The organism is Montanilutibacter psychrotolerans (genome assembly GCF_003719825.1).
GTDB classification, from domain to species: Bacteria; Pseudomonadota; Gammaproteobacteria; order Xanthomonadales; family Xanthomonadaceae; genus Montanilutibacter; species Montanilutibacter psychrotolerans.
The window spans coordinates 492,177-515,732 of sequence record NZ_RIBS01000002.1 but is presented as its reverse complement, the minus strand read 5'-3'; the positions used below and the strand labels follow the sequence as shown (position 1 = coordinate 515,732).

At 65.8% G+C, this 23,556-nt stretch carries 22 protein-coding genes; 11 read left to right on the top strand and 11 right to left on the bottom strand.

All coding sequences use genetic code 11. From position 1 onward, the window contains the following. The first annotated feature begins 105 nt into the window (after positions 1-105). Positions 106-1,296, top strand: a complete 1,191-nt coding sequence (locus EER27_RS05845) for an acyltransferase family protein (RefSeq protein WP_123087071.1) — start codon at positions 106-108, stop codon at positions 1,294-1,296. 105 nt (positions 1,297-1,401) lie between these two features. On the opposite strand, the gene EER27_RS05840 is transcribed toward EER27_RS05845, so the two are convergent. The 3 genes from EER27_RS05840 to EER27_RS05830 all read right to left on the bottom strand — a co-directional run bounded on the left by EER27_RS05840 (position 1,402) and on the right by EER27_RS05830 (position 4,877). Next, the gene (locus EER27_RS05840; RefSeq protein ID WP_123087070.1) at positions 1,402-1,821 is read right to left on the bottom strand and encodes a hypothetical protein; all 420 of its coding nucleotides are present in this window, start codon (positions 1,819-1,821) and stop codon (positions 1,402-1,404) included. Then, positions 1,818-2,300, bottom strand: a complete 483-nt coding sequence (locus EER27_RS05835; protein WP_123087069.1) for a glutathione peroxidase — start codon at positions 2,298-2,300, stop codon at positions 1,818-1,820. The genes EER27_RS05840 and EER27_RS05835 overlap by 4 nt, the downstream gene beginning before the upstream one ends. Before the next feature lie 291 nt (positions 2,301-2,591). Next, positions 2,592-4,877 carry a TonB-dependent receptor gene (locus EER27_RS05830; RefSeq protein ID WP_123087068.1) on the bottom strand — a complete coding sequence of 762 codons (2,286 nt, stop codon included), beginning with the start codon at positions 4,875-4,877 and terminating at the stop codon, positions 2,592-2,594. A 388-nt stretch (positions 4,878-5,265) separates the two neighbouring features. On the opposite strand from EER27_RS05830, the gene EER27_RS05825 reads away from it, so the two are divergent. Continuing rightward, positions 5,266-7,476 (top strand): M3 family metallopeptidase, encoded by a 2,211-nt coding sequence (locus EER27_RS05825; RefSeq protein WP_123087067.1) that lies wholly within the window; start codon positions 5,266-5,268, stop codon positions 7,474-7,476. 94 nt (positions 7,477-7,570) lie between these two features. Here the strand turns inward: EER27_RS05825 and EER27_RS05820 are convergent, their stop codons facing one another. The 3 genes from EER27_RS05820 to EER27_RS05810 form a co-directional block, all read right to left on the bottom strand. Further along, positions 7,571-8,785, bottom strand: a complete 1,215-nt coding sequence (locus EER27_RS05820) for a glycerophosphodiester phosphodiesterase family protein (protein WP_190285667.1) — start codon at positions 8,783-8,785, stop codon at positions 7,571-7,573. A 333-nt stretch (positions 8,786-9,118) separates the two neighbouring features. After that, positions 9,119-9,943 carry a DUF3298 and DUF4163 domain-containing protein gene (locus tag EER27_RS05815; RefSeq protein ID WP_123087066.1) on the bottom strand — a complete coding sequence of 275 codons (825 nt, stop codon included), beginning with the start codon at positions 9,941-9,943 and terminating at the stop codon, positions 9,119-9,121. A gap of 157 nt (positions 9,944-10,100) precedes the next feature. Next, positions 10,101-10,814: a pseudouridine synthase gene (locus EER27_RS05810; protein ID WP_123087065.1), complete on the bottom strand. Its 714-nt coding sequence runs from the start codon at positions 10,812-10,814 to the stop codon at positions 10,101-10,103. 1,116 nt (positions 10,815-11,930) lie between these two features. On the opposite strand from EER27_RS05810, the gene EER27_RS05805 reads away from it, so the two are divergent. The 6 genes from EER27_RS05805 (at position 11,931) to EER27_RS16865 (ending at position 15,346) form a co-directional block, all read left to right on the top strand. After that, positions 11,931-12,461: an Imm70 family immunity protein gene (locus EER27_RS05805; protein WP_123087064.1), complete on the top strand. Its 531-nt coding sequence runs from the start codon at positions 11,931-11,933 to the stop codon at positions 12,459-12,461. A 385-nt stretch (positions 12,462-12,846) separates the two neighbouring features. Further along, a complete protein-coding gene (locus EER27_RS05795; RefSeq protein WP_123087062.1) occupies positions 12,847-13,431 on the top strand; it encodes a DUF7010 family protein in 585 nt (194 codons plus the stop codon). A gap of 27 nt (positions 13,432-13,458) precedes the next feature. Continuing rightward, complete coding sequence (locus EER27_RS05790) at positions 13,459-13,710, top strand: hypothetical protein (RefSeq protein ID WP_123087061.1); 252 nt, start codon at positions 13,459-13,461, stop codon at positions 13,708-13,710. A 1-nt stretch (position 13,711) separates the two neighbouring features. After that, positions 13,712-14,275 carry a P-loop NTPase family protein gene (locus EER27_RS05785; protein ID WP_223807188.1) on the top strand — a complete coding sequence of 188 codons (564 nt, stop codon included), beginning with the start codon at positions 13,712-13,714 and terminating at the stop codon, positions 14,273-14,275. Positions 14,276-14,330: 55 nt separating this feature from the next. Continuing rightward, entirely contained in the window at positions 14,331-14,834 is a 504-nt protein-coding gene (locus EER27_RS16870; protein WP_148040948.1) for a hypothetical protein, read from the top strand. Between the two features lie 116 nt (positions 14,835-14,950). Then, complete coding sequence (locus EER27_RS16865) at positions 14,951-15,346, top strand: hypothetical protein (RefSeq protein WP_148040947.1); 396 nt, start codon at positions 14,951-14,953, stop codon at positions 15,344-15,346. A gap of 106 nt (positions 15,347-15,452) precedes the next feature. Here the strand turns inward: EER27_RS16865 and EER27_RS05770 are convergent, their stop codons facing one another. Further along, the gene (locus tag EER27_RS05770; protein WP_223807187.1) at positions 15,453-15,746 is read right to left on the bottom strand and encodes a GNAT family N-acetyltransferase; all 294 of its coding nucleotides are present in this window, start codon (positions 15,744-15,746) and stop codon (positions 15,453-15,455) included. A 278-nt stretch (positions 15,747-16,024) separates the two neighbouring features. On the opposite strand from EER27_RS05770, the gene EER27_RS05765 reads away from it, so the two are divergent. Beyond that, positions 16,025-16,225, top strand: coding sequence for a hypothetical protein (locus EER27_RS05765; RefSeq protein WP_123087057.1), 201 nt, complete (start codon positions 16,025-16,027; stop codon positions 16,223-16,225). Between the two features lie 26 nt (positions 16,226-16,251). On the opposite strand, the gene EER27_RS05760 is transcribed toward EER27_RS05765, so the two are convergent. From EER27_RS05760 to EER27_RS05745, 4 genes are all read right to left on the bottom strand, one after another. Beyond that, complete coding sequence (locus tag EER27_RS05760; RefSeq protein WP_123087056.1) at positions 16,252-16,854, bottom strand: rhomboid family intramembrane serine protease; 603 nt, start codon at positions 16,852-16,854, stop codon at positions 16,252-16,254. A gap of 11 nt (positions 16,855-16,865) precedes the next feature. Further along, a complete protein-coding gene (locus EER27_RS05755) occupies positions 16,866-18,440 on the bottom strand; it encodes a POT-type proton-dependent oligopeptide transporter (protein ID WP_123087055.1) in 1,575 nt (524 codons plus the stop codon). A gap of 164 nt (positions 18,441-18,604) precedes the next feature. Next, the gene (locus EER27_RS05750; RefSeq protein WP_123087054.1) at positions 18,605-19,504 is read right to left on the bottom strand and encodes a hypothetical protein; all 900 of its coding nucleotides are present in this window, start codon (positions 19,502-19,504) and stop codon (positions 18,605-18,607) included. Then, positions 19,495-20,121, bottom strand: a complete 627-nt coding sequence (locus EER27_RS05745) for a glutathione S-transferase family protein (RefSeq protein ID WP_123087053.1) — start codon at positions 20,119-20,121, stop codon at positions 19,495-19,497. The genes EER27_RS05750 and EER27_RS05745 overlap by 10 nt, the downstream gene beginning before the upstream one ends. Before the next feature lie 559 nt (positions 20,122-20,680). On the opposite strand from EER27_RS05745, the gene EER27_RS05740 reads away from it, so the two are divergent. Both EER27_RS05740 and EER27_RS05735 read left to right on the top strand, forming a co-directional pair. After that, positions 20,681-22,474: a M14 family metallopeptidase gene (locus tag EER27_RS05740; protein ID WP_123087281.1), complete on the top strand. Its 1,794-nt coding sequence runs from the start codon at positions 20,681-20,683 to the stop codon at positions 22,472-22,474. Positions 22,475-22,596: 122 nt separating this feature from the next. Beyond that, positions 22,597-23,541, top strand: a complete 945-nt coding sequence (locus tag EER27_RS05735) for an alpha/beta hydrolase (protein ID WP_223807186.1) — start codon at positions 22,597-22,599, stop codon at positions 23,539-23,541. Positions 23,542-23,556: the final 15 nt, after the last annotated feature.

Sequence of the window (23,556 nt, the reverse complement as noted above, 5' to 3'; positions counted from 1 at the left end):
CCACTCCGCGATTCGTCCCAAACCTCCCGCAATCAGTCACTTGGCGCTGGTGGGACGCGGGTGCGGGGACCAACCTCGCCGGCAACTCCCTCGCCGACCGGTGCCATGAACCGCCGCCACGACATCGACGCCCTGCGCGCCATCGCCTTCGCCCTGTTGATCCTCTACCACTGGGCCATGCTGTACGTGTTCGATTGGGACTGGCACCTCAAGAGCCCGCACCAATCCGAATGGTTGCAATTGCCGATGCTGTTCGTGAACCGCTGGCGGATGGACCTGATCTTCCTGATCTCGGGCCTGTCGGTGCACTTCCTGCTGCGCGACACCGGCATCGGGCGGTTCCTGGCGCTGCGCAGTTGGCGGCTGATGCTGCCGCTGGTGTTTGGCATGCTGGTGGTGGTGCCGATCCAGCCCTACGCCCAGGGCGTGGCGAACGGTGCGGTCGAGCCCGGATTCTGGCGTTTCCTTGGCGACTACCTCGGCGGTCGGCAATGGCCCGGCGAGCACTTCGACGGCTCGGACGGTCTGACCTGGAACCACCTGTGGTACCTGGCGTACCTGTGGGTCTACACGCTGGCGTTCGCCGCGCTGTTGCCGCTGCTGCGGTCGGGCGTCGGCCAGCGGGTGCAACGCGCTTTCACGGGGCTGCGCAACGGCCGGCTGCTGGTACTGCCGGCACTGCCGCTGCTGCTGGCCACGCTGGCCCTGCAACCGATCTTTGGCGACGACGGCGACCTGGAGAACGACTGGTACCGCCATGCCGTCTACTTCACGATGTTCCTCTACGGCTGGTGGCTGGGCACCGACGCGGGGCTGTGGGGCGAACTGGCGCGACTGCGCCGGCGCGCGCTGGGCTGGGCTCTGTTCGTTTTCGCCGCGTATGCCGCGCTGGTGTTTTCCCTGCCCGACGAGATTCCCGATTGGCAGGAAACCTTCATCCGCGTGCTGCGCAACGGCTACATCTGGTTGGCGCTGTGCGCGATCCTGGGTTGGGGGCACACCCTGCTGAACCGTCCGTTCCGGTGGCTGCCCTGGGCCAACGAGGCGGTGTACCCGTGGTACGTGCTGCACCAGAGCCTGATCGTGGCGGTGGCCTACTGGCTGTTGCCGCTGCGCCTTGGGCCGGTGGTCGAGCCACTGCTGGTGCTGGCCGGCACCGTTGGCGGATGCTGGGTGCTGCACGCGTTGGTGATCCGCCGCGTTGCGGCGCTGCGCCCCTGCTTTGGCTTGAAGGCGCGCGCGGCACGCCAACCGGTGGCGGCATCGCGGGCCCGGGCCGAATCGAATCCGGCATGAGATCGAGGGACTCGGGCGCCATGGGCCCGGGCGTGGGCCAACGGACGGTGGAGAGTGGCAGGCGACAGGCGCGCGCCGGCCGGGCGATTCAGGCCGAAGGACGTCTCAGGTTTCGCCGTGGCGCAACCACAGCGACGCCTGGTTCTCGTCGCCGAACACGCGCGCCTTGTAGCCGCGCTCGCGCGCGAGGATCTCGCCGACTTCGACCTTGGCGATCTGGTCGCCATGCGCCTCGACGTAGGCAATGCGCACGCCCTCGAACCCCTTCCCCGCCATCGCATCGACGAACTGCTGCAGGTCCGCCGCGCACGGCGGACCGCCGCTCATGTCGTCGATCACCAGCAACGTGCCCGGACGCAGGCGCCGAACTTCGCCGGCGATCTCGCTCCAGTAGGCGACCGTGGTTTCGAGGCTGGCGTTATGCCCGCTGACCTTCGCCCGAAGGCAACCGGCAGCATGGCTGTATTCGATCCGGATCGGTGCAGCGGCGACGGACGCGCGCGTGGCGAGCAACTGCGCCTTCACGCCAGTGCCGATTCGATGTCGCCCGTAAGCGATTCGGGTTTTTCGGTCGGGGCGTACCGTTTGATCACCTGACCATCGCGGCCGATCAGGAACTTGCTGAAGTTCCATTTGATCGCGTCGATGCCCAGGAAGCCGCCCTTCTCGTCCTTCAGCCACTTCCACAGGGGGTGGGCGCCGGCGCCGTTGACGTCGATCTTGGCGAACAGCGGGAACGTCACGTCGTAGTTGAGCGAGCAGAAATTGCGGATCTCGGACTCGTCGCCCGGCTCCTGGTTGCCGAACTGGTCGCACGGAAACCCGAGAACGACCAGGCCGCGCGGGCCGTACTCGCGCCACAGCTGTTCAAGACCGGTGTATTGGGGGGTGAAGCCGCATTGGGAAGCCACGTTCACCACCAGCAGCGCATTGCCACGATAGGTATCGAGGGAGCGCGGCTGGCCGTCGATGTCGACGGCGGAAAAATCAAAAGCGGAGGTCATTGGCATCTCCCGAAGGAGGTGCAGCATAGCGTGACGTCGATCACGCTGCAGCCTCGATTGCGTCACACTTGGACGCGTGACCTCGCATTCATGATCGTGAAAACGGCGCCGGGTGCCCTGCAAGTGCGACCACTGGGGGCTCGGCGGAAACCTGAACGAATGGCGACCCGGGTGAAGGGCGCGCGAAGACGCCGCAGACTACCCGCGCCGAACGACGGCGCGGGCGACTGCCCTGCAGCGTGCGGTGGAGGCCGTGAGCCGGCCGCCACGACACGACGCTGCGATGCCCGATCAGAAGCCGACTCGGAACTCGACGCCGTACACGCGCGGCTCGTTGACGAAGCCGGTCAGGTTGTTGAAGTCGATCGCGCCGACCGCCTGCACTTCGTCCAGGATGTTGCGACCGAACAGGGCGACGTCGTAGTTCCCGTTGTCCCAGCTGTAACCCACGCGCAGGCCGCCTTCGAGGAGGTCCTTGCTGCGGAACTCGGTGGCCTCGTACAGGAAGAAGTTGACCTCGCTGCGATACGCCCAGTCGGTGTAGACGTAGAACTCCCCGTTGTCGCCGACCGGCATGGACCAACGCGCGGTGACGTTGTAGATCCACTTCGGCGCCTGCGGCAGCGGGTTGCCGTCGATGAACGCCAGGCCGCCGCTCACCGGGTCGAGCACCGTGCACATGCCGCTGCCGCAAGGTGCGACGCCCAGGTTGGCATCCTTGATTTCGGTGTCGTTGTAGCTGGCACCAAAGGTGACCATCAGGTTGTCGGTCAGGTAGGCATCCAGGTCGAGCTCGAAGCCCTGGCCCACGGTCTTGTCGGCGTTGAGCAGGATCGTCTGGTTGAGTGCGCCGCCGACGGCGTTGAGCTGCTGGTTGTCGACGGTGTAGTGGAACACCGCGAAGCCCAGGCGGGCACGCTGTTCCCACAGGTCGGCCTTGATGCCGGCCTCGTACGAGATCACTTCCTCGGCATCGGCGACCGACGGCTGCGGCGGCACCTGGAACAGCAGGCGGCCCTGCACCGACGGCGCACGGAAGCCCGTGGCCACGCGCGCGTACAGGTTGATGTCGTCGGTGGCGGCATAGGTACCGCTGAGGTCCCAGCTGACATTGTCGACATCGGTGTTGACCAGGAACGGACCCGACACCGGCGCACCGAATGGCGCGCTCTGCAGGACGCTGGCGCTGAAGTCCTTCTCGTCCTGGGTATAGCGCAGGCCGCCACGCAGCTTGAACTTGTCGCTGAATGCATAGTCCAGCGAGCCGTACACCGCCCAGGCCTTGTTGCGCTGCTTCTGCTGCGCCCAGCCGGCCTGCACGCCGCCGGCCAGGGTGTCGTAGTTGAAGCTGTCGACGGTGATGTCCTCGTCGAACCAGAACAGACCCGCCTGCCAGTTCAACGGACCGGCGTAGTTCGATTCCAGGCGGAACTCCTGGCTCAGCTGACGGTGATCGGGCAGGCCGTCCGCGGACTCCGCCGGGAACGGGATGGGACCGGGATTGCTGCCGCCGGGCAGGAACACCGCGCCGACGCCGCCGTCGATGTCGCCACGGCTGTACGACTCGGCCGTCTCGTAGCCGGTGATCGAGTACAGGGTGAGATCGTTGCCGAAGTCCCAGCTCAGGCGCGCGCCGACGCCGAAGGTGTCGAGCTGCTGCTCGTTGCGGCCGTCGATTGCGACGCGCTCGATGTCGAAATCGTCGCGCAGGTCGTTGGTGCCGGGCTTGAACAGGTTGGCGCGGAACAGGCGCGCCGTACCGTTGAGGTGGCGGGCGTGGACGTTGAACAGCGCGTTGAAGGTCTCGCTGCCGTCGTACTGCAGCTGCACGCGTGCGGCGGTCTCGTCGTAGCCTTCCAGCTTGGGATTGGTCCGCGCGTTCGGGTTGGTGTTGTCCACCCACTCGTCGCGGCGCTGGTACAGCACCGAAGCGCGCGCCGACCAGTTCTGGCCGAGCGGACCGCCCACGGCGCCCTCGACGTTGGTGGTGCCGAGGTTGCCATAGGCGACCTGGCCATAGCCCTCGAACTCGCGGGTCGGCTTGGCCGACTCGAGCTTGACCACGCCGGCCGGCGTGTTACGGCCGAACAGCGAACCCTGCGGTCCGCGCAACAGCTCGACGGTCTCCACGTCGAACATCGGGAAGCCCTTCAGCAGCGGGTTCTCCTGGACGACGTCGTCGTACACCAGCGACACCGGCTGGGAGGCGTTGAGGTCGAAGTCGGTGTTGCCCAGGCCGCGCACGTAGAAGCGCGGGAATGCGCGACCAAACGAGGATTCGATGTTGAGGCTGGGCAGACGGCCGGACAGGAAGCGCACGTCGCTGCCACCCGAGCCGAGCACGTGCAGCTTTTCGGGCTTGATCAGGGTCAGTGCCATCGGCACGTCCTTGGCCTTCTCGACCCGGCGCTGCGCGGTGACCAGCATCGTGTCGAGGGTCTTGGCTTCGGCCTGGGCCGGCTCGGCCTGCGGGACTGCATCCTGGGCCAGCGCGGCGTGCAGCGGCAGCAACAGGGCGATGGCGACGGCCAGGCCGTGGCGCGGAAGGGAGTGGGCGGAACGGGGACGGGCAGGCATCGAAGGCATGGGGCTCTCGCTCGACAGGGCGCGCTGGGGTGGGCGCCGATTTTTGGAACGGAGCGCGGATGGCGCTCCGGGGCGACTGGGAGTCCGGACCGTCCCGTGACGGCCCCACGCGCGGAGTCGACCGCGCCATCGAGTTCGAATTGCGGGGCGAATGTTACCGCAGTGTTAAAGCGTCCGTACCGGCGGGTATGCCGCGGGAGGGTCGGACCGTCGGCTGGACGACCTGTCGGCCGGGTCGCAGGGCGGCCCTCCAGGGCGGTCTTGCGAAGGCGAGCCGGCCCACACGACCGCGTTCACTGTCGACCATGCCTTTCGTCATGCGCCCTGCCCCGGGGCGATCGGCTAGGCTGGTCGTTCACCGTACCGAGGTTCCGCCCCGATGAAGCACCCGCTCGCCCTGGCAGTGGCGCTGGCCCTGTCCGCCGCCGCCCTCCCGGCCTTCGCCCAGTCCTCCGCCACTACCGATACCGCCGTGACCGCGCAAGCCGCCAACCCGTTCTTCAACGAAAGCCCGCTGCCGCTGCACTACCCGCAGTTCGACAAGATCAAGGACAGCGACTTCGGTCCGGCGTTCGACCAGGGCATGGCCGAGCAGTCGCGCGAGATGGAGGCGATCGCCAACCAGGCCGCGCCCGCCACCTTCGAAAACACCATCGTGGCGATGGAGAAGACCGGCGCCACCCTCAGCCGCACGATCCTGGTGTTCTTCAACCTGGTCGGCGCCGACAGCAACGAGGCACGCGAGAAGATCGAGGCCGACTACGCGCCCAAGTTGTCCGCACACCGCGATGCGATCTATCTGAACCCGAAGCTGTTCGGTCGCATCAAGGCGCTGTACGACACCCGCAGCACCCTGGGTCTGGACGCCGAGAGCGTGCGCCTGATCGAGCGCTACCACACCGATTTCGTGCGCTCCGGTGCCAACCTGCCGGACGCGTCCAAGGTCCGCCTGAAGGCGATCAACTCCGAGCTGGCCACGCTTGATGCCGAGTTCAGCAAGAACGTGCGCGCCGAGGTCAACGACTCGGCGATCGTGGTCGACAACGTCGCCGACCTGGCCGGCCTGTCCGAGGAAGCCGTCGCCGCCGCCGCCGAGGCCGCCAAGGCCCGCAAGCTCGAAGGCAAGTACGTCATCGCGCTGATGAACACCACCGGCCAGCCGCCGGAGACCTACCTGCAGAACCGCGCCCTGCGCGAGCGCCTGCACAAGGCCTCGGTCGCACGCGGCAGCCGCGGCAACGAGTTCGACACCACCCCGATCGTCGCCAAGGTGCTCAAGCTGCGTGCCGAGATGGCGACGATGCTGGGCTACCCGGACTACGCCTCGTACGTGCTCGAGGACGAGACCGCGAAGAACCCGCAGGCCGTCAATGCGATGCTGGGCCAGCTGGCTCCGGCCGCGGTCGCCAATGCCCGCCGCGAAGGCGCCGACCTGCAGGCGATGATCGACAAGGAACAGGCCGCCAAGGGCGAGCCGACGTTCCAGCTGCAGCCGTGGGACTGGGCCTTCTACTCCGAGAAGGTGCGCCAGGAGAAGTTCAACTTCGACGAGAACCAGCTCAAGCCGTACCTGGAGCTGAAGAACGTGCTCGAGAACGGCGTGTTCTACGCCGCCAACCAGCTCTACGGCCTGAGCTTCAAGCAGCGCACCGACCTGCCCGTCTACCACCCGGACGTGATCGTCTACGACGTGTTCGACAGGGACGGCAAGCAGCTGGCGATCTTCCTGGCCGACATGTACGCGCGTGAGTCCAAGCGCGGTGGCGCCTGGATGAACTCCTACGTCGACCAGAACCGCCTGCTGGGCACCCTGCCGGTGGTCGCCAACCACCTCAACATCCCCAAGCCCAGTGAAGGCAAGCCGACGCTGCTGACGTGGGACGAAGTCACCACCACGTTCCACGAGTTCGGCCACGCGCTGCATGGCATGTTCTCGGACGTGAAGTACCCGTACTTCTCGGGCACCAACGTGCCGCGCGACTTCGTCGAATACCCGTCGCAGGTCAACGAGATGTGGGCCGACTGGCCGTCGGTGCTGGCCAACTACGCCAAGCACTACCAGACCGGCGCGGCGATGCCCAAGGAACTGCTGGACAAGGTCGTGGCCGCAGGCAAGTTCAACCAGGGCTTTGCCACCACCGAGTACCTGGCATCGGCGATGCTCGACCAGAACTGGCACCAGGCCAGTGGCGCGCAGATTCCGGCTGCCGACGGCGTGATGAATTTCGAGGCCGCCGCGCTCAAGAAGGACGGCCTGGATTACGCGCCGGTCCCGCCGCGTTACAAGACGCCTTACTTCAGCCACATCATGGGTGGCTACGCGGCCGGCTACTACGCCTACATCTGGTCCGAGGTGCTGGACGCCAATACCGTCCAGTGGATCAAGCAGAACGGCGGCCTGACGCGCGCGAACGGCGACCACTTCCGCGCCACCCTGCTGTCGCAGGGCGGTAGCCAGGACGCGCTGAAGCTGTTCAATGATTTCGCCGGGCACGCCCCGCAGATCCAGCCCCTGCTCGAACGCCGCGGCCTGATCGCCGCACCGGCCTCCGACGGCGCGCAACCCGCCGCGGCGACCAACGCCAAGTAAGTCCTCGTCAGACGTGTGCGACACCTGCCGCCCGGAACTATCCGGGCGGTTTTTTTTTGGGTGTGCGCGTGCCGCCGGGCAACCGTTGCCGCGACTACCGCGACGCGCGCCCCTGCTGCCAGACATCACGCGCCAGCACGCCCAGGTCGGGCTGATCGAAGAACGCGCCGTCGACGCCCAGCTCGAACAGTTGCACCGCCTCATCCACCACCGACTGCCGCTCGCCGTTGACGTCTTCGCCCAGGAAGGCTTCTTCCGCTCGCAGCGTGTACGGATGCACCAGCAGTCCCGCCCGGTGCGCATCGGCAAGCATCGGATGCACCGCGCCGGTCTGGCGCGTGGCGCGCTGGGCGGCCTCGCCGGTCGCCTCGCCCGGCGCGGCCCGGCGCGGCAGCAGGTCGGCTTTCCAGGGGCCGATCCCGCGTGCGTAGGTCCGACGTGCCCACGCCAGCACCGCCGGCGCAGCGAGCGACGCATAGCCGGTGTCGGCACCCAGCCCGGTCGGCAGCTGCCGAGCCAGTCCGGGATAGATCGTCTCCAGGTCATCGCCACGCCGCGAATGGAAAATCAGGTCGTAGGGACGAGCGCTGGCCAGCTCATCGAACAGCTGCACCAACGGGAAATCGACGCCAGCAGCCGGCATGACCCGCTGCCGGAGGCCGATCAGGTTGGACAGTTCGAAACTCTGGATGTAGACGCGCGCCGGGTCGGTGAAGCCTGCCCGCACCAGCTCCGCCACCAGCGCCGCACCGAGGTCCACCCCGATGGGGCTGCCGTCGAGGTGCTGGCCTTCGCTGGCGAAGTAGGTGGGGTGCTTCGTCTCCACGTACAGCCCTACCCGACGGCCCGCGCGCTCGGCATGGCGGACAAGATCGATCACCTCGGCAAAGGTCGCGATCCGGAACTGACCGTCGTAGTCGGCATTGCCGGGTCGGATCGCCGGGATGCGCTCGCGCGCGCGCAGGGTCTTGAGCTCGGCGAGCGTGAAGTCCTCGGTGAACCAGCCGGTGGTTTCGACGCCGTCAACACGTTTGCTGGTGCGCCGCTCGGCGAACTCGGGATGGGCGGCGACATCGGTGGTGCCCGAGATCTCGTTCTCGTGACGGGCCACCAGGACGCCGTCGCGTGTCGCCACGAGGTCGGGTTCGATGAAGTCCGCCCCCTGCTCGATCGCCAGCTGGTAAGCCTCCAGCGTGTGCTCGGGTCGATGACCACTGGCACCGCGGTGGCCGATCACGATCGGGGCCGGGGCGTGCTCGGGCATGGCGTCGTTGTCCACGGCGACCGCGGGCGCGGCCAGCGCGATCATCGCCCAGATGCTGCAGACCGCGAAGCGTCGCGCTCCGCGACGCAACCATGACGACGACCCGAACGGCGATCCAAGCGGCGATCCAAGCGGCGATTCAAGCGGCAATCCAAACGACAATCGAGGCGGTGCGGACAGGCGTGGCGACATGGCGGCAAGGCAACCGGCTGGGTCTGGGATGCCGGGCATGATCGCCGCGCCACGTTGCAGCCAGTCGCGCGCGGCTGCGCCTGGCGACGTCCGACAGCCCCAAGCCGCCCCAGCACCGAACACGCCCGCAAAACGCACAAGGCCCGCGCGATGGCGGGCCTTGTGGGTGCCAGGTCGCGGCCCGGATCAGTTCGCGGCGAACAACCCGCGGTACTGCGGCGCGACGTGCGGCAGCAACACCGCCGCAGGCACTTCGACGTGCTGCGTACCGTCGGAGTACGGGCCCACCTGGTACGGCGCGAACACGAAGCGCAACCCGCGCAGCTTGCCACCGGCACCGGCCAGCGGCTCGAACTGGGCGAAGTTTTCCGGACTCGCGTCGGTGCCTTCGTCGATCATCTTTCCTGCGCTCTTGATCACGTCCGCGCGTTCTGCCGGCGGCAGGTCGTCGGCATCCACGCGCTGCGACAACGCGGTATGCAACTGTTCGCGCACGTAGCCGGCGATCGCCTTCCAACCGGCCTCGCTGGTCACCAGGTCGCTCGCCTTGAGCGCCTTGCCCTGCTGCGGCAGCCAGACGAAGCGTGCGATCAGCGGGTTGCCGTGCGCGCCGCCGGTGTAGGTGTCGCCGTCGGCGGCAACCGCAACCAGCTCGGGCGTGGCGTACAACTCGCTGAAGGTCAGCGACAGCTCGTACATCGCGCCCGAATCGCTCTGCGCGCGTCCCGGCAGGGCCTGCATGAGTTCGCCGCGCGCGGCATCGGCATAGGCCTTCAGCTCGGCGGCCAGGCCCGGATAGCGCGACGCGTTGGGCGGATAGGTAATGCCGATCACGTAGTCGGGCGTGGTTTCCACGACATCGGTGAGCTTGACCTCGGCCACCGGCGGCGCGGCAGGGCCGGTGCTGGCGTCGGGTGCCGGCGTGCTGGTGGCGGGGGGCGCCGGTGGCTGACCGCGGTCGCAGGCGACCAGGGACAAGACCAGCAGCGACGGAATGAGCAGGCGCCTCATGCGAGCAATCCTTTGGGTTTTCGCGAGTGTTGGGGGAAGGTTGTGACGGGCATGGCTATGCCGCGGGCATCCTACCGTGACGCCGTCAGCGGCTGGCGAAGGATGTGCGGACCGGATGGGTTGCGCGGCCGGTCGGAAGCTGCGGGCCCGGAAGGCGTCACCAGTCGTTGCGATGCGGCAACAGGCCACGCAATTCGGCGTCGGTGAGGTTTCGCCACTGTCCGATCTTGAGGTGGCCGAGCTTCACGTTGCCGATGCGTACGCGCACCAGTTGCTTGACGCGATAGCGGAAGTGCGCCGCCATCAGGCGGATCTGGCGGTTCAGGCCTTGCACCAGGGTGATGCGGAATCCGAACTTGCCCAGCCGTCCGGTGCGACACGGCAGGGTCATCTCGCCATGCACCGGAACGCCCTTGGCCATGCCGCGCAGGAACTCGTCGGTCACGGCGTTGTTGACCGCCACCAGGTATTCCTTCTCCAGCTTGTTCTCGGCGCGCAGGATCTCGTTGACGATGTCGCCGTTGCTGGTCAGCAGGATCAGCCCTTCGGAATCCTTGTCGAGGCGGCCGATCGGGAAGATCCGGCGCTCGTGGCCAACGAAATCGACGATGTTGCCCTTGACGTCGGCTTCGCTGGTGCAGGTGATGCCGATCGGCTTGTTGAGCGCGATGTAGACGTGCTTCTTCTGGCCCTTGGCGGCAACGCGCAGCTTGAGCGGCTGCCCATCGACCCGGACCTCGTCGCCCTCGCCCACTTCGGCGCCGACGCCGCCACGGATGCCATTGACCGTGACCCGGCCTTCGGCAATGAGGCGATCGGCCTCGCGCCGGGAACAGAAGCCGGTGTCGCTGATGTGTTTGTTGAGGCGCACGGTCTACTCGCGGGTGTAAGCGTTATGGATCAATGACGTGGAGAGGTCACTCGAGAACCGGTTGGGCGACCTGTCAGGCGGCCGGAGGTGACACCGGGGGCGCAGTCTACCCGGTCACCAGCCCTCGGGCAGGGTTGAGTCGTTGGTCGTGTCGACGTTACAGCCCCCGTTCGCAGGCTTTTCAGCGCGTCGGCGCTGGTGCCGGACAGCGTGATCTCCCATAGGAAGTGATTGATTCGGTGCGCAAAGCTACGGCGCCTAGGCCGCCATGGACGGCACCCGCCGGGTCCGGTTATACATCCGGTTGATAGCCGGGCTCGACGTGAGGCTGCTCGGCCGGAACCTTACCCTCTTGTGTTTCGTTGGCTCTTGGCTGTACAGGGCCTGCAATTCAATCAAGCCGATTCCGCTTCGCGGCTCGGCTTAATTTTCAGCGTTTGGCGGCGTACAACATGAGCAAAGAAGAGTTTGATGTGGCGTCGCGCAATCCAAGCGATCGAAGTAGCCTCTCCTGAATATGCTTCACTTACACACTAAGCGCAGCTAGTTCATACCAAACAATTCATTCAAACCGAAGCCGCTTCGCGGCTCTGCTTAATTCAGACGTAAGGCCGCTACTCCCATGGCAAGATATTGGTGGCAGTGCATCTCTTGCGGCGACCGGCCAGCTTGGCTTGCCGTCTGTGAGTCAAAGAGCATTGCCGCGTTCATCTGGAATGAGTTGGCGCCGAGCGGTTGGGATCAGAGGCTGTTGCGCCGTACCTGTAAATGCAAGCGCCGGTCGGTGTACATAACCTACCGCTTGAAGCGCGGCGATTCCGAGCGGGTCAGTGTCAAATGTATAGTTGGCTTGAGTCTTGAAGATGATTATCTTCCCATGCTCTGGGAGACCTTTCGGCACGCGACTCCCAAGACGACGTGGATTGACTTCAAGTACCAAAGAGGCCGCAGCCCTTGGGGTCTGACCAAGCGACTTGTGATAGAGAAACCGCACCTGTCACGCTTGCTGCGCACTTACGAGAAGGCAGCGGGTCGGCGCCTCAATCCCGCGACCTAACAATTCATTCAAGTCGAAGCCGCTCCGCGGCTCGGCTCAATTCAGGTGTTCGGCATTGCATGAAGCTATTCGATGGTTTGTTCAAAAGGCGACGCGCGGCGGGAATCCCTCAGCGCGTCGCAATCAGGACCGGATCAGTTGTAACTGAGGTAGGTTCAGGAGCAATTCTGCATGCCTTCTTTTCAACCATAAGCTCAAACCTTGAGCAGGCTGGTTGGGGTACGAGATTCCCGACAACAATGAACAAGTTGTACCAGGGCTCTATCGCACCAACGGATAGTTCGGCGGCGCTGAACGAACTTCTGGTGATTGAGAAGGAGCTCCTGAAAATTCCAACAAGCAATGTGGTATGGGACATTGAGAATCCGGCAGCAAGGCCCAGTCCGTACTACAAGCCTGGCCGAGGAGCCACAAACGCTGTTGACTACTTCGTGACGGTAAACGGCCTGAATCTACTGCGCGCTGGATTTATTGAGAGCGTCGAAAGCGCTTTAGAATTCGGCGATGAGGTCCGGATCATCAGCTTTGGCACCCCGGGCGACCTTTTCCGGGGTGTGGGGCGGAAGTTGCTCGCCCGGACCAAGATATAAACCGCACCCGGAGCCCGCTGTCATTCATCGGTCCGGTCCGTGCGGCGGGGATCAACCACTGCACGTGGTGGCAACCGGATGGTTAGTCACGCTCTCTCCGGGGCGAGTCCGTGGGATGGGTACTACGTTGGAGTTGGCGCTTAGCTATCCCGTGCAGCCTGAGACGGTGTTGCAACTCCTCGTAGTCTTCCGCCGATGCCAGTTGGACGTGATGCCGCTGCTCCCCCTGCGCTCACCCGAGACAAGCGGTTCTGTGCTCTGGGATACTGCGCTCGAAGCGGCCTCGTCCATCGGGATCTAAGTCGTTCATCCAAGTCGAAGCGCTACGTGGATTGGTCTGTTTCACGTCACCACGTACCAACCCTCAACCGGACTGACAGACCAAATGACAACCGACCTCGCGCGCGCGCAAGCCGACATGCGGTTTGCCTATTTCGGCGGTGCCGCCGGAATGCTTGCCTCCTCGATTGCCTGGCTATGTGCTGCAGTCGCAGCAGCGCAGGTCGCACCAAGACAGGCTGTCTGGGTGCTCTTCATTGGAGGCATGCTGATTCACCCGTTGGGGGTGTTGATCGCGAAGCTTCTCGGACGTCCGGGCAACCATTCCAAGGGCAACCCGCTCGGGTCGCTGGCTTTGGCCAGCACCGCCTGGCTGATCTTCAGCCTGCCGCTGGCCTACGCGGTTTCGTTGCTGCGCATCGAATGGTTCTTTCCCGCCATGCTCCTCGTCATCGGCGGCCGGTACCTGGTGTTCAGTTCGCTGTTCGGCATGCGCATCTATTGGGTGTGCGGCTTGGCGTTGGCGGGTGCGGGCTACTTCCTCGCACAGGCAGGTGCCTCCCCCACCCTCGGCGCCGCCGCTGGCGCCGCCATCGAGGCCGTGTTTGCTGCGGCAATCTTCGTTCTCAATCGCCGCGAACTGCGCTCCAACAGTTCGTTCGATCAGAAGCCGCTTCGCGGCTCGCCTTAACTCGCGCGTTGGACGCCTCAGAAACTCATGCCGACAGTCAAAGACAAGCGCGAGTACGCTCTCACCCCGGAAGATCGGTCGTTTGAGATTGCCCGAAAGTTTGGCTCCGTCGACGGGCCCCGAGCAACGGTCACCGAACCCACCGGCCAAGTGCTTGCCGCCATTGTCTTCTTGGCAAGACCTGGCCACGTCGAGGACATTGAGAGCAACGTGGTGTTTGCCAATTCGGACAGAGCGCGCCTGTTGAATGCCGCCACAGTCAAAGAGGAGCGCGGCTAGCGTGCGGGAGACCTTCAACGGCATTCAAGAAGCCGTCTCACAGCTCGGTCTCATGAAGGCGTCAGGCCGCATGAGAGTGCTCGTGTTCGGAAACTCAGGTTCCGGCAAGAGCACCTACGCCAAAGCTCTGGCGGCGCAGCACGGATTGGCACACCTGGACCTCGACTCGATTGTCTGGGAGCCCGGGAAGATTGCGGTGCCACGCGATCCGCAGTCCGTCTCAGCATCCCTGGATGCATTTATTGCGTCCCTGGCCGAGTGGGTGATTGAAGGCTGCTATGGCGAGCTCGTGGAGGACGCGGCCCCTCACTGCACCCAGCTCGTGTTTCTCAATCCCGGCCTGGAGACCTGCCAGGCAAACAACCGCAGGCGCCCCTGGGAGCCGCACAAGTACGCGTCAATGGAGCAACAGGACGCCATGCTGGCCAACCTGCAATCCTGGGTCGCTGACTACTACAGCCGGGACGATGCGTGGTCGTACCAGGCGCACCGCCGCATTTTTGATGCGCACCGGGGAGTCAAGGTCGAGTACACCGATGCTTCGCAGACGGCCAGTGCGGCCTGATCATTCATTCAACTCGAAGCCGCATCGCGGCTTGGCTTCAGGCGTTGGGGTTCAGATGCGTTTACTACTGCTGATGATCATACTGGCTCTGTGCGGCTGCTCTGTTGAGCCGAGCGCGCCCGCGCAAACGCCCGAGGTTGTGGTCCCTGACCACTCGCTGGACGCCTTCGGCGGACGCCTGCTTGGCGTTGATCGCGGCGAATGGATAGGCAAGCTCCTGTTTCAGGATGCTGACGGCACCCTTGACACCGTTCTCGCTGAGAATGTCCACGGGATTGTCAGAAACTCGAATGGCATCTTCGTCTTTACCGGACTTGCCCATATGTCAGTCAATGAAGGCTATGTCCACACGGTTGCTCGTGAGCCCGATGGCCGAGTGACGGTATCCCCACTGGGTCGGCTTCCCGGCGCGCCTACTCGCGTCCGCCAGCTGCAACCAGAGGGAGCCACATCCTTTCTGGTCTACTCCGGCTTTAGCAACGATCGCCCGCTGTTTGAGTGCTATCAACTGATCGGAAAGATCGTAAGTCGTGGCCATGACTGCTTGCCACCTGAGTAGCCTGGGGCCTACCGATTCACGCCGAAGCGGCTCTACATCAAGCTGTTATCGGGCACGCGCGTCGGGCTCTCGGCGATCAAGGCGAATCGAAAGACATCAGGCTTAGGCCTGTTCGGATGCATACCAACAAGCCAGTCGCCGTCCTTCTAACCACCCTGGCGGCATTTCAGCTCTTGCTGGGCGGCGCTGCCGTGGCATGGGCTTGGCCACTGTTCGCGGATCCGCCATTTCTCGGGCAAGGCCTCATTAGCGAGTACTCGGAGCTTCGCCGCCTGAACCCTGGCAATGGCGCGGTCCTTGAGAAGCTTTCGGCGATTCGCGGCAAGCTTGTGTGGCTTTTCGAGCATCATGGAGAGGGCTTGATTGTCTCTCTCGGCACTGGCTTTGGGCTTATCTTCTGCGGGGTAGCTACCAGCCTGTTAGCGCTTCGTTTACGGCTCTCGTCACGTGCAGATGACCCGGCACGCGCCGAACAATTACGCAGGGAGCTTCCGACAACTCCGGATTCGTGACGCCCGTGCCTGCTGCTTGAAGGCGATTGCGGGCTCGCTTGTTGTCACTCGTCCTGCGGTTGTTTCGCGGACGAGCCGTCACCAGCCGACCGTCGGCAGCGCGGGCTCACGCCCCCTGTGGCGACGCCGCCAGATCGGCGTACTGCGGGTGGCGAGCCAGCCATGCCGCCGCATAGGAACAATCCGGACGGACCTTCAGGCCGGCCTGGCGGGCGTAATCGAAGGCCGCCTTAACCAGGGCCGCCGCGATGCCGCGCCCGCCGATTTCGCGGGGTACCCCCGTGTGGGTGATGGCGATGGTGTCGCCGATTCGGCAGTAATCCAGTCGTGCCTGGACGCCGTCGACCTGCGTGAGGAAGGCCGAGGTGTCCGGATCATGGGAGATGGTCGGATTTTCCATTGTCATGCGTTTTCCTGGATAGAGCGGGTTGGGGATGCCCGCTTTGGTTCTCGGGGGACGGAACCCGACGCAATGCGGCAATCGTCCGTCGCCCATTGCGGGGCCTAGCCGTCAGTCGCCGCCCGCGAACCTTCCGTCAGCGACAAGTGCTGACATTTAACGTCAGCTTGTCAAGGCAATTTGGCACGGATGCACGGTTGGCATGGAACCTGCGTCACCTTTCGTGTGCCCTGGATGGCGCATCCACCCAAAATGGCCCGTCCAAAGGAAGCGCTACCATGAGTGACTTCGACAGCGCCGCGATCGATTCCGCCAGCGACGATGATCTGATGCACCGCCTGTTCGACCTTGCGACACATGGTGACCACGAAAGCAGCGAGTTGCTCGCGCTCGACGCGGCGGTCTATTCCCGGCTCGCCGCTGCCTACGGCGAAACGACTCCTACCGGTCCGACGCTCGCCTACTCGCAGGCCGCCTGACACCCGCCCACTGGCGCCTGCCCCGTTCAACCGAATGAGGGCTGCGTCAACTTCTCCAGGAACACGCGCGCCACGCGTGGTTCCATCATCAGCATGAACAACACGCCATAGATCGCGCCTGACAGGTGCGCACTGTGGTTGACGTTGTCGCCGCCCTGGCGATCCATCCAGAACGAATAGCCGACATAGCCTGCGCCGTACAGGATCGCCGGCACCGGAATCGGGATGAAGATCAGCGACCAAGGGGCCAGCAGGATGAAGGCGAACAGCACCGCCGACACCGCGCCCGAAGCCCCCAGGCTGCGATAGCGCGGATCGTGGCGGTGGCGCAGCCAGGTCGGCAGGATCGCCACCACGATCGCCGACACATAGAACAACGCGAAGCCCGCGGGCCCCAGGTACTGGGCGAACAGCGGCTCGATCTGCCTGCCGAAAAAGAACAGCGTGATCATGTTGAACAGCAGGTGCTGCCAGTCGGCATGGATGAACCCATGCGTGACCAGCCGATCGTACTGGTGCTGACGCTCGATCGCCGGCGGCCACAGGATCAGTCGATCCAGCAGGCGGGGTTTGTCGAACGCCTGCCACGACACCAGCACGGTCACCGCGATCAGCACCAACGTCAGCATCCTTGCACTCCTCAGGCGACCGCGGCGCGGTAGTTGTCCACCACGGTGTAGCGCCGCGCATACAACCAGAACACCAACGCCGCCACCAATGCAAACGCGGCGAAGAAGAACATCTGGAATGCGGTCACGCTGAAGCCGGTGGTAGCGATGTTGCTGGTCACCGCCTCGTTGCGCACCGCGGCATTGGCCAGCAGCACCCACAGGTTGCCGATCGTGGTGGTCAGGTTCCAGAAGCTCATCACCACGCCCTTCATCGCCTGCGGCGCCTGGCTGTAGGCGAACTCCAGGCCGGTAGCCGATACCAGCACCTCACCGAACGTCAGCAGCGCGTACGGCAGCACCTGCCAAACGATCGACATCGGATCGCCACCGTCCATGACCACCTGGATGCCGCCGATGACAATCCACGCCAGGCCGCTGAAGGCGATGCCGGCAGTCATGCGGCGCAGCGCGGTGGGCTCCCATCCCAGCCGGCGCAGCATCGGGTAAAGAACGAGGTTGTTGAACGGGATCAGGATCATCACCAGCGCCGGGTTCAGCGCTTGCATCTGCGAGGACACGAACCACTCGGGCTTGGTCATCGCGTTGCCCTGGATCACCCAGGTCGATGCCTTCTGGTCGAACAGCGAGAAGAACGGCGTGCACAACGCGAAGATCACCAGCACCCGCAGCACGCTTCGCGCGCCATCGACCGCCATGTCCGGGTGCACGCCGCGCGCCCGCTCGAGCTGCAGGTAGGCTCCGCCGCCGACACCGGCCAGCAGCACCACCAGCGCGATGCAGAACGCGATCACGAAGCCCAGGCTGGGAACCAGCGCGAACGAACCTGCCGCCAGCAGCACGCCGAACATCGCGATCCACAAGCCCGTCCTGCCCTCGCCCGGCCGCTGCGCGGTGAGCGCGGTGCGCACCACGCGCGAGAACGAATGCGGGTCTTCGACGGTGGCCGGCGGCACCATCACGTACTGCTTGCGGCCCAGCCAGAACACCACGGTGGCCACGAACATCAGCAGGCCGGGGATGCCGAACGCGACGCTGGGGCCGAAGTTCTTGAGGAACAACGGCATCAGCAACGAGGCGAACAGCGAACCGAAGTTGATGATCCAGTAGAAGCCGTCGAACACCACCTTGGCCAGGTGCTTGTTGGACTTGTCGAACTGGTCGCCCACGAACGACGCCACCAGCGGCTTGATGCCGCCGGCGCCCAGCGCGATCAGTCCCAGGCCGGTGAAGAAACCCGTGCGGCTGTCCTCGAACAGCGCCAGGCAGGCGTGGCCGGCGCAGTAGACCAGGCTGAACCACAGGATGGTGTTGTACTTGCCGAAGAAGCGGTCGGCCAGGTAGCCGCCCAGCAACGGGAAGAAGTACACACCGATCATGAAGGTGTGCATCAGGTCCTTGGCGGCCAGCTCGCGCTCGGAGCCCGCCAGGATGTGCTGGAGCAGCGTCGAGGTGATCAGGAACTGCACCAGGATGTTGCGCATCCCGTAGAAGCTGAACCGCTCGCAGCCCTCGTTTCCGATGATGTAAGGGATTTGCCGGGGCATGCGCCCGGTGCTGACGATGGCTTCTGCGTTGCTGCTCATGTACGACGGATCCGGCTGGCACGTGATCGGCGAGCCTACCCCAGCGATCTCGCCGCTGCCTACCCGCATTGGGCGAGACCGCACCGGGCCGCGGCGCCGGCACTGCCCGACCGCGCCGCCGGCAAGCCGGTGGCGCGGTCAAGCCGCGGTCGGATCTTCGGACGCTAGCCCGGCGATCCGGTCGCCTTCGGGGCGCCCGCGCCAGGATCGGTACTGGGATCGGCGCCGGCCCCCGAATCCGCGCCGGCAGCGGCACCTGGGGCATCGACTTCCAACTCGTACTGGAAGTTCTGCAGCGACCGCAGCGGTCCCTTGTCGTCGTACCCGGCCGAGATTGCCAGCACGTGCTTGCCCGGTGGCAGCGGCGACAGCATCAGCCAGTACCCGTCGCTGGCCGCCACGTTGTGGCCGCCACCAAAAAGACCCCGCCCCGGATCGAAGCAGCCGTTGCTGGCGATGCGCATGCCTGCCGTGGCGCCCACCATGCGCCCATCCAACAACACCAGCGAGTTGGACAGGTGGTCCATCACCTTGGCGGCGCTCGCGCGCAACTCCTCGCAGCCACGCGCCGGCTTGCCCGCTCCGCCGCTCAACTCGACGATGTTCATGACCGGCACCAGCAGGTACTTGTCAGCCGGGATGCGGCAATGCCGCTTCGCGTCGGACTGGCCATCGGTTCCGGCCAGGAACCACACCGGTCCTTCCTGCGCGGTTGCGCACAGGGCGCCATCCGGATCGCGGTACGGCAACCGCCCCTCGGGAAAGCGTCCGACCCATTTCCACCAGCGCTCGGTCCATTCGAGCTGCCCGACGCCCGCAACCGCGGCGCCCGGTTGCACCCACAGCGACGTTGCCATCGCCTGGGTCATCGCGCCGCTCGCCGCCTCCGCCTTGGCCGCCGTCTCCGCCGTTGCGGCATCAGGCTCCTGCGATGCCGACGAAGACACCTCGTTGATCATGTCGCAGCCGGCAAGCGCCAGCACTGCGGCCAGACAGGCCGTCACCTTTGCCGCGCGGCCGCGATGGCCCGCCCCACGCGCCGGCATGTTCAGGTTCAAGCCCATTCGGTGAGACCTTCCCGTTCGTACAGGGTGGCGAACGACGGGCGTGCCTTCAGGCGCTTGGCCAACGCCGCCAGGTGCGGCCAATCGGTGGCCGGACGCGGCATGGTGCGCGTCCAGCGCATCAGCATCACCAGGTAGAAGTCGACTGCGCTGATACGTTCGCCAAGCAGGTACGGACCGTGCGCACCCAGCTGGGCGTCGAGCCGCTCGAGGGCTGCCTCGATGCGGCCGCGAGCGCCGGTCTTGATCGCTTCCACGTCGGTTCCGATGTCCTGCGGATACCACCACAGGCGCGCCGGCGATTGCAGCGTGTTGGCCAGGTTCAACAGCCACTGGCAGTACAGGCCACGCTGCGGGTCATCGAGTGCCGGGGCGAGGCCACCTTTCGGATGCTGGTCGGCCAGATGCAGCACCAGGGCCGCCGCCTCGAACAACGGCTGTCCGTCGATCACCAGCGTGGGTACCACCCCGTTGGGATTGAGCGCCAGGTAGTCGGCCTGCTTCTGTGCCTTGCTGTCGAAATCGACCAGGCGCAGCTCATGGGGAACATCGAGTTCGATCAGCAACCAGTGCACCACCAGGCTGGCGGTTCCCGGTGTGTAGTAGAGCGTGTGCATGCATTCCCCTGAAGTGTTGGTTGCGGGCGTTGAAGGGTGCGGGCGTTTACACCGTGCGTGAGATGCCGGCTGACTGTCGCCGCCTGCCATCACGGATGGACTTCGCCGATGCTGCGCGGCACCCGCCCAGGTTGCCCGCAGTGTCACGGAGTATTTCAGCCGCCGCACTGGACGGCAATTCGCCACAGCGCAGCTACCGTGACTCGGGGCGCATGCACGTCGCAGTTTGCATGTCCCGCGCCGTCGATGTTGCCGCGTGCCGATGGCAGGACGGGCGAATCCGCGCTATACGACGTCGGCACCGCGGTTCGTCCGCGCGTCGCCGGCAACGGACATCGGGCGTGATCGCGCACCGCTCGTCGTCCGACTGCCCGATCGAACGCCTCGCAGCACGAAACACGCACCACGCAACACACGCAGGTGTTGCCTGCGACTGGCCTGTCGGCGGCGTGCCGGCATCGGGCCGGCCGCTGACGGATCCGGGGAACCGGATGCGTCGCCCCGGGATCGGCCAGGACGGCCGTTGCCCGAGGCTCCCTCCAACCGAATGGAAACGACGATGCCCCAGCCGCACCTGCTCTTTCTCGCCCTCATCGCCGCAACCGCCGGCGTCACGTCCTGGGCCCCGGCCGCCCACGCCGCCGACCCTGCTCCGCTGACCACGCTGTCCGAACGCAGCGGATTCCTGAAGACCGGCCGCTACGACGAAGTGATCGCCCTGTGCGAAGCCTTTGCCGCGCGCTATCCCGCCGCGGTGCGCTGCATCGACTTCGGCACCACGCCCGAAGGCCGGACGATGAAGGCCCTGGTGGCGTCCAACACCGGCGCGTTCACGCCTGCTGCCGCACGCGAGCGCGGGCTGCCGGTCACGCTCATCCAGGGCGGCATCCACGCCGGCGAGATCGACGGCAAGGATGCCGGTTTCCTCGCCCTGCGCCAGGTGCTCGACGGGGAAGCCGGGGCCGGCGTGCTCGACCGGCAGGTGCTGGTGTTCGTGCCGGTGTTCAACATCGACGGACACGAGCGCTTTGGCGGCTGGCATCGACCGAACCAGCGCGGCCCCGAGGAGATGGGCTGGCGCACCACCGCGCAGAACTTCAACCTCAACCGCGACTACGCCAAGGCCGAAAGCACCGAGATGCAGGCCATGCTGGGCCTGATCAACCAATGGGATCCGCTGGCCTACGTCGACCTGCACGTCACCGACGGCGCCAAGTTCGAGCACGACATCTCGATCCAGGTCGAGCCGGTGCGAGCCGGCGACCGCCCACTGCGCGCCGCCGGCACGGTGTGGCGCGACGGCGTGATCGCCAGCCTCGCCGCGCAGGGTTCGTTGCCGCTGTCGTATTACCCGTCGTTCGTCGAGTACGACAACCCGGCCTCGGGATTCGAGGACGCGGTGGCGCCGCCGCGCTTTTCCCACGGCTACATGCAGTTGCGCAACCGCCTGGGCATGCTGGTGGAGACCCATTCGTGGAAGGACTACCCCACCCGCGTGCGCATCACCCGCAACACGATCGTCGCGGTGCTCGAGCAGGTGGCGCAGCACGGCCGCGACTGGCGCGCGCAGGCCGACGCCGCCGACGCGCGGGCCAGCCAGCTGGCCGGCGAACCGGTAGCGCTGAGCCACAAGGTGGGCGAAAAGGCCACCACCGTCGCGTTCCGGGGCTATGCCTACACCCGCACGCCCTCGGACGTTTCCGGTGCGCTGATGACGCGTTACGACGACACCACGCCGCAGATCTGGAACGTCCCGATGCGTGGCGACGTCCAGGATGACCTCGTCGTCGCCGCGCCGCGCGGCGGTTACCTCGTCCCGGCTGCGCATGCGTCACGGGTGGCGGCATCGCTCGATACCCACGCGATCGCATACCGCCGGCTCACCCAGCCGCAGACGCAGGTGGCCGTCGAGGCCTTCCGCGCCGACAGCACCGAGTTCGCCACCGGCTCGGTCGAAGGCCACCAGCGCCTCACGGTCAAGGGCAACTGGAAGCCCGAGACGGTCGACATCGGCGCCGGTGCGCTGTACGTGCCGATCGCACAGCCCAAGGCGCGCCTGGTGATGTCGCTGCTGGAACCGCAGGCGCCGGACGCGCTTGCGTCGTGGGGCGCGTTCAACAACGCGTTCGAGCGCAAGGAGTACATGGAGGATTACGTCGCCGAAGACGTCGCGCGCGCCATGCTCGCCGCCGACCCCGTGCTCAAGGCCGCGTTCGAACAGCGCATCAAGGACGATCCCGCGTTCGCCAAGAGCCCGCAGGCGCGCCTGGAGTTCTTCGCACGTCGGCACGAGTCGTGGGACACGCGCTACAACCTCTATCCGGTGCTGCGCACCGATACCGCGCCGCGCTGACCGTGGCGTGCTGCCGCCCTCCGGGGCGGCAGCACGCGCGCGCCGCTGGTGCGCGCTGGTGCCGGCACTGGGCAATCGCGGGCTCGCGCTGATTCAATGGCCGCCTGCCAAGGAGGCCGAACATGCCGCATTCCCGTTCCGTACCGACACGACTGCTGGTTGCGTCCGTCGTGGCCATCGCCGTCTCGCAGGCCATGGCCGCATCGCCCCACGCCGCGTCGTCAGCGGTCACCGCATCGCCGGGCACGCAATCGGTTGCGCAGGTTCCCGGCGAGACCGCACCGGACGCGACGCCCGCGCGCACGTTGCTGGCCCAGACGTTCACCATCGAATCGACGGTGCTGGGCGAGACCCGACGCATCAACGTCTACACCCCGCCCGGCTACGAGGCCGCCGACACGCGCTACCCGGTGCTGTACATGCCCGATGGCGGCGTCGAGGAAGACTTCCCGCACGTCAGCGCAACCCTTGAAGCCGGCATCCTTGCCGGGCAGATGCGGCCGGTGTTGCTGGTCGGCATCGAGAACACCGAACGCCGCCGCGACATGACCGGCCCGACCCACGTCGCCGAGGACCGCACGATCGCGCCGCGGGTTGGCGGATCGGCCGCATTCCGCGCCTTCATCCGCGACGAGCTGATGCCCGAGGCGGATCGTCGCCTACGCGGTGATGGCCAGACCGCGATCATCGGCGAATCGCTGGCGGGGCTGTTCATCGTCGAGACCTTTTTCACCGAGCCGACCCTGTTCGACGGATACATCGCACTCAGCCCGAGCCTGTGGTGGAACAACAAGGCCCTGCTGCGCGCCGCACCGGCCTGGCTGCAGGCGCACCCGCGCCTGGAAAACCGCCTGCTGCTGACCTCGGCCAACGAGCCCGGCATCGAGGCCGAGACGGCGGCACTGGCAAAGGCGCTGGCCGAGCACGCGCCGCAGGGCGTGGACTGGTCGCACGAACCGCGCCCGGACCTGCGCCACGACACCATCTACCGCAGCGCCTCGCCGGGCCTGCTGCGCAAGCTGTTTGCGCCGGAAGCGGCCAGCTCGGCAGCGCCGCGAGCCCGCTGAGGCCGGTACTGCCCG

Bases quoted from the DNA above. Each gene is read 5' to 3' on its own strand.
- EER27_RS05825 (WP_123087067.1), top strand. From the start codon at position 5,266: ATGAAGCACCCGCTCGCCCTGGCAGTGGCGCTGGCCCTGTCCGCCGCC.
- EER27_RS05830 (WP_123087068.1), bottom strand. From the start codon at position 4,877: ATGCCTGCCCGTCCCCGTTCCGCCCACTCCCTTCCGCGCCACGGCCTG.
- EER27_RS05790 (WP_123087061.1), top strand. From the start codon at position 13,459: ATGCCGACAGTCAAAGACAAGCGCGAGTACGCTCTCACCCCGGAAGAT.
- EER27_RS05750 (WP_123087054.1), bottom strand. From the start codon at position 19,504: ATGGGCTTGAACCTGAACATGCCGGCGCGTGGGGCGGGCCATCGCGGC.
- EER27_RS05845 (WP_123087071.1), top strand. From the start codon at position 106: ATGAACCGCCGCCACGACATCGACGCCCTGCGCGCCATCGCCTTCGCC.
- EER27_RS05760 (WP_123087056.1), bottom strand. From the start codon at position 16,854: ATGCTGACGTTGGTGCTGATCGCGGTGACCGTGCTGGTGTCGTGGCAG.
- EER27_RS05740 (WP_123087281.1), top strand. From the start codon at position 20,681: ATGCCCCAGCCGCACCTGCTCTTTCTCGCCCTCATCGCCGCAACCGCC.
- EER27_RS05745 (WP_123087053.1), bottom strand. From the start codon at position 20,121: ATGCACACGCTCTACTACACACCGGGAACCGCCAGCCTGGTGGTGCAC.
- EER27_RS05795 (WP_123087062.1), top strand. From the start codon at position 12,847: ATGACAACCGACCTCGCGCGCGCGCAAGCCGACATGCGGTTTGCCTAT.
- EER27_RS05835 (WP_123087069.1), bottom strand. From the start codon at position 2,300: ATGACCTCCGCTTTTGATTTTTCCGCCGTCGACATCGACGGCCAGCCG.
- EER27_RS05765 (WP_123087057.1), top strand. From the start codon at position 16,025: ATGAGTGACTTCGACAGCGCCGCGATCGATTCCGCCAGCGACGATGAT.
- EER27_RS05820 (WP_190285667.1), bottom strand. From the start codon at position 8,785: ATGATCGCGCTGGCCGCGCCCGCGGTCGCCGTGGACAACGACGCCATG.
- EER27_RS05815 (WP_123087066.1), bottom strand. From the start codon at position 9,943: ATGAGGCGCCTGCTCATTCCGTCGCTGCTGGTCTTGTCCCTGGTCGCC.
- EER27_RS16865 (WP_148040947.1), top strand. From the start codon at position 14,951: ATGCATACCAACAAGCCAGTCGCCGTCCTTCTAACCACCCTGGCGGCA.
- EER27_RS05770 (WP_223807187.1), bottom strand. From the start codon at position 15,746: ATGGAAAATCCGACCATCTCCCATGATCCGGACACCTCGGCCTTCCTC.
- EER27_RS16870 (WP_148040948.1), top strand. From the start codon at position 14,331: ATGCGTTTACTACTGCTGATGATCATACTGGCTCTGTGCGGCTGCTCT.
- EER27_RS05805 (WP_123087064.1), top strand. From the start codon at position 11,931: ATGAAGCTATTCGATGGTTTGTTCAAAAGGCGACGCGCGGCGGGAATC.
- EER27_RS05735 (WP_223807186.1), top strand. From the start codon at position 22,597: ATGCCGCATTCCCGTTCCGTACCGACACGACTGCTGGTTGCGTCCGTC.
- EER27_RS05755 (WP_123087055.1), bottom strand. From the start codon at position 18,440: ATGAGCAGCAACGCAGAAGCCATCGTCAGCACCGGGCGCATGCCCCGG.